General features: G+C 49.8%; 7 protein-coding genes. All 7 read left to right on the top strand.

Annotated features, from left to right (window positions below; translation table 11 throughout):
* Positions 1-118: 118 nt before the first annotated feature.
* The 7 genes from JGK07_RS32840 (at position 119) to JGK07_RS32810 (ending at position 4,121) form a co-directional block, all read left to right on the top strand.
* On the top strand, positions 119-361 hold the full coding sequence (locus tag JGK07_RS32840; protein ID WP_293243560.1) for a hypothetical protein: 243 nt from the start codon (positions 119-121) through the stop codon (positions 359-361).
* Between the two features lie 22 nt (positions 362-383).
* Entirely contained in the window at positions 384-635 is a 252-nt protein-coding gene (locus JGK07_RS32835; RefSeq protein WP_293186165.1) for a CDGSH iron-sulfur domain-containing protein, read from the top strand.
* Between the two features lie 43 nt (positions 636-678).
* The gene (locus JGK07_RS32830) at positions 679-1,269 is read left to right on the top strand and encodes an isochorismatase family protein (protein WP_293193349.1); all 591 of its coding nucleotides are present in this window, start codon (positions 679-681) and stop codon (positions 1,267-1,269) included.
* 20 nt (positions 1,270-1,289) lie between these two features.
* Complete coding sequence (locus JGK07_RS32825; protein WP_293193350.1) at positions 1,290-2,141, top strand: pirin-like C-terminal cupin domain-containing protein; 852 nt, start codon at positions 1,290-1,292, stop codon at positions 2,139-2,141.
* 81 nt (positions 2,142-2,222) lie between these two features.
* The gene (locus JGK07_RS32820; protein ID WP_293271983.1) at positions 2,223-3,083 is read left to right on the top strand and encodes a glucose 1-dehydrogenase; all 861 of its coding nucleotides are present in this window, start codon (positions 2,223-2,225) and stop codon (positions 3,081-3,083) included.
* A gap of 87 nt (positions 3,084-3,170) precedes the next feature.
* Positions 3,171-3,911, top strand: coding sequence for an SDR family oxidoreductase (locus JGK07_RS32815; protein ID WP_293193351.1), 741 nt, complete (start codon positions 3,171-3,173; stop codon positions 3,909-3,911).
* A gap of 30 nt (positions 3,912-3,941) precedes the next feature.
* On the top strand, positions 3,942-4,121 hold the full coding sequence (locus JGK07_RS32810) for a 4-oxalocrotonate tautomerase family protein (protein ID WP_293198707.1): 180 nt from the start codon (positions 3,942-3,944) through the stop codon (positions 4,119-4,121).
* Positions 4,122-4,197: the final 76 nt, after the last annotated feature.

The following is a 4,197-nucleotide window of genomic DNA, read 5'->3' as shown; positions in this document are numbered from 1 at the left end:
GGGGTTGTCTCTTTCATGGGTCATTTTTTAACGTTATCTGCTTGCTATGTAAGCATTATAACCTATTTTTATCGTATTTTCTGTTTAAGTCCCGTTAGGTGCTTTTGCGGCGGCAGGAATGATTCTCGTGACACTACCCAAAACAACACCAGGCTTCCAAGTGGCAGGAATGCATTGGGGGCCGCATGGTCGTTCTGGCGGCTCGCAAATGGAACCCGTTGGCATTACCGAAGAAATGATGCAAGCCGCTTGGCATCATGGCGCAAATGTTGCTCGTGTCGCTGCCGCATTGAGAGATCGGGACCTATTGGCAAAAGGTAATGTTTCTCCCTCACCGGAAATTTTAGCAATGTTTGCTTAGAAATTATTTAGGAGAAATATCCATGTCTGAATCGATCTCGACAGAACCTACGGTTTTCGATAAAAAGCCGATGGTCATATCCCTAGAAGCTGGCAATTACCACTGGTGTAGTTGCGGTTTGTCAGCCAATCAGCCCTTCTGCGATGGCGGGCACAAAGGTACAACCTTTACACCTGTCACCTTTGAACTCGCTGAACCTAAGCAGGTTGCTCTTTGCCTTTGCAAACATTCAGGTAATGCGCCTTTCTGCGACGGTGCCCACACGAAACTCTAGTTCCATCCTGTTGAAGTCTGGTATTAACCCGTAGAGAGCAACAATGAAAAACAAATTTACGATCGAAAATGCAGTGATGTTGTTGATCGACCATCAGCAAGGTACTATCAAACTCGCGCTTAACTTACCCCGTGAGGATATCGTGCAAAATACCCGCGCCTTGGCTCGCACGGCAGTAGAAACTGAAATGCCGCTTGTGTTGACCAGCAGCATGGAAGCTAATTTTCAAGGATTACTGCTCGACGATTTACAGAAAATCGCGCCAGTTGCCTACGAGAAACGAGTAAAACGTCCGGGCGTGGTGGACTGCTGGGAGTACGACGATTACAGAAATGCAGTCCTGGCAACAGGCAGAAAAAAATTGATTATGGCGGGTTTAACCAATGACGTTTGCATCGTCTTTCCTGCCATCAGTGCAGTCGAAGACGGCTTTGAAGTGCAGGTGGTAGTGGATGCCGGGGGTTCCCCCACGTCGATCGCGGATGAAACTGCCCTGAGAAGAATGGAAAAGCATGGTGTCACCCTGACTTCAACGAATCAAGTGATGGCAGAATTGGCTAATTCGTGGTCGGAAGGTACCGGACAGACGATTCAAACCATCATGTATGAAGAAATACTCGCCAAACTAATGTAATTGAGCAGGAGACCCAGCGGATGCAGGTACAAGTAGAACAACGTCGCGTCATTCAAATTATCCGAGCGGAGGTAATGAGCGATCGCCCAGAATTCCGCGCTTACAGTCTGGGGCGCCACAATCTGGGGGATGGTATCGATCCGTTTATCCAGTTGGATCATTTCTACATGCGGGCACCGATCTTTCCGCCCCATCCCCATGCCGGGTTTTCTGCCGTTACTTACATGTTCGAGGATTCAGCAGGATCGTTTCAAAATCGGGATAGTTTAGGCGATCGCGCCCTCATTCATCCCGGCGATTTACACTGGACTCAAGCAGGTAGCGGACTAATGCACGAAGAAATTCCCAGTCCGCCAGGCACACTCTGTCATGGGGCACAAATCTTCGTCAATTTAGCGGCGAAGCACAAGTGGAGCCAGCCTGTTGCGCTGCATTTAGACTCAGCCTTGGTGCCGGAATATGTCAATCCCACAGGCGGTAAAGCGCGAGTGGTGGTTGGCTCTGCCTTTGGGTTGGAATCTCCCCTCCAGCCTTTGACTCCCGTGACATTGTTGGATGTAACGCTGCCACCGCTGGGAAAAATTATCCATACCCTGCCGCCTTCCCACCATGCCTTTGTGCATGTGATTCAGGGGAGCGGCGAGTTTGGGGCAGGGCGATCGCACTTAGAAGCCCTGGATGTCGCACTGCTTGAACAAGGAAGCGAAACTGCGATCGTACAAGCCAATGAGCTTGGCTTGCATTACCTCCTCGGAGCAGGCGAACCCCTGAACGAGCCAGTTGTTTCTCAAGGTCCCTTTGTGATGAACACAGATGAGGAGATCCAAAGAGCCATTGTCGCCTATCAAAGTGGTCACATGGGCCGCTTATAAAGCGTTTACAAGATTTAAGCATGACCCAATCCCCTTGTCCTTAATCACTCAAAAATTTAATCCGAACTAGAGCTGCTTTGATTGCCCAAGCTCGATCACAAGATCGATTATTTCCGTTTTATTTCAGTCAACCCCTATCTATCCTTGAGGACTAAAACCATGAAACTGGAAGGAAAAGTAGCGCTAGTGACAGGCAGTAGTCAAGGCATTGGACAGGCGATCGCCATTCGCTTAGCCCAGGAGGGCGCTAGCGTCGTGATTAACTACCGCTCCCACCCGGAAGGTGCGGAGGCCACGCTGGCCCAGGTAAAAGCCGCTGGGGGCAAATGTCACATGGTGGATGGATTCACGCTGCAAGGCGATACGGGCAACCTCGCCGATGTCCAGCGCCTGGTGTCAGAAAGCGTTGACCACTTTGGGCAGCTTGATATCTTGGTCAATAATGCGGGCATTGAGAAAAATGCCGATTTCTGGAATGTCACCGAAGCTGATTACGATGCGGTGATGAATGTGAATCTGAAGGGGATATTTTTTGCCATCCAAGCTTTTGTGCAGCATTGCATGGCCGTTCAGCATCCCGGTAAAGTGATCAACATTAGCTCGGTGCATGAAGAGTTGCCGTTTCCGCATTTTGCCGCGTACTGTGCTAGCAAAGGAGCCTTAAAAATGCTCACCCGCAATCTATCCGTAGAGTTAGCGCCGTTGGGGATCACGATTAATAATGTGGCGCCGGGGGCGATCGAAACCCCGATCAACACCAAGCTGCTGAATGATCCCACCAAACTCAACGCCCTGCTGCAAAATATTCCCCTCAAGCGCTTGGGGCAACCGGCAGATGTGGCCGCCATGGTGGCTTTTTTGGCTTCTGCTGATGCTGATTATGTCACCGGCACGACGCTCTTTGTCGATGGCGGTCTGCTCTGGAATTATCAAGAACAGTAGAAACTGATACAAACTAAATTGGTCAATAGTTGGTTGATCTATGATAAGTCGGATTAGTTCCCATGTTATTTAGGGAGGTTAAAGTCGATGAACAATTTATCAGGTAAAGTCGCGATCGTGACCGGCTCTTCGCGGGGTATTGGCAGCATCATTGCCCAGGATTTGGCCAAAGCTGGGTGCAGCCTGATTGTTAACTACTCAGGGAGTGAAGCGGCTGCTAAAGCGGTGGTGGATCAGATTACAAGCGCTGGAGGGCAGGCGATCGCTGTGCGTGCCAATGTCGCCTCACCGAGCGATATGACGGCTCTGTTTGATGCGGCGATTACCCAGTATGGCAAGGTTGATATTTTAGTTAACAACGCGGGCATCAATATCTACAAATTAGTGAAAGATACGACGGAGGAAGATTTCGATCGGATTTTTCAAATCAATGTCAAAGGCGTTTTTCTCGGTCTAAAAGAGGCCGCCACGCGGCTAGAAGCGAATGGTCGCGCGATCAATTTTTCTTCGTCCGTGACTCGCCTAATGCTACCAACCTATGGCGTTTATTCCGCCACGAAAGCCGCCGTTGAGCAGTTAACGCGGGTCTTTGCCAAGGAGGTCGGCGCGCGGGGCATCACCGTGAATTCGATTTCGCCCGGGCCGACCAATACCGATCTGTTTTTAGAGGGGAAAAGCGAAGAAACCATCCAGCGATTAGCCGCCATGTCGGCACTGGGCCGGATTGGTGAGCCAGTCGATATTTCTCGGGTGGTGCTGTTTTTGGCCAGTGAATCAGCGAGTTGGGTGACTGGCCAAAATCTAGGGGTAAATGGCGGTTTTGCCTAGTTGATACAATCCAAAAATTCTGTCGCACCAATGACTATGCCATACGTCAATATCCAGATTACCAAAGGGGCCACGAGGGAGCAGAAAGCTCAGCTCGTAGCCGAAGTGACTGATTCACTTGGGCGGATTCTGGGCAAGAAACCAGAGCATACGCATATCGTGATTCAAGAAATTGCCGAAGAAAATTGGGGGCTAGAAACTGTAACTTGATTCTTGGACAAATCTACCCATTGTTGCTCAATTGTGGGTAGCTTTTTCACTCGCAAGTTCTGCTAAGGTTGGAATA

Source organism: Microcoleus sp. PH2017_24_DOB_U_A, assembly GCF_020738205.1.
In the GTDB taxonomy this organism is placed as follows: Bacteria; Cyanobacteriota; Cyanobacteriia; order Cyanobacteriales; family Microcoleaceae; genus Microcoleus.
Note: the sequence above shows the minus strand (reverse complement) of the source record. Positions and strands in the feature narration are given on the sequence as shown.

Coding starts and splice junctions, on each gene's coding strand:
- JGK07_RS32815 (WP_293193351.1), top strand. CDS start 3,171: ATGAACAATTTATCAGGTAAAGTCGCGATCGTGACCGGCTCTTCGCGG.
- JGK07_RS32830 (WP_293193349.1), top strand. CDS start 679: ATGAAAAACAAATTTACGATCGAAAATGCAGTGATGTTGTTGATCGAC.
- JGK07_RS32825 (WP_293193350.1), top strand. CDS start 1,290: ATGCAGGTACAAGTAGAACAACGTCGCGTCATTCAAATTATCCGAGCG.
- JGK07_RS32810 (WP_293198707.1), top strand. CDS start 3,942: ATGACTATGCCATACGTCAATATCCAGATTACCAAAGGGGCCACGAGG.
- JGK07_RS32840 (WP_293243560.1), top strand. CDS start 119: ATGATTCTCGTGACACTACCCAAAACAACACCAGGCTTCCAAGTGGCA.
- JGK07_RS32835 (WP_293186165.1), top strand. CDS start 384: ATGTCTGAATCGATCTCGACAGAACCTACGGTTTTCGATAAAAAGCCG.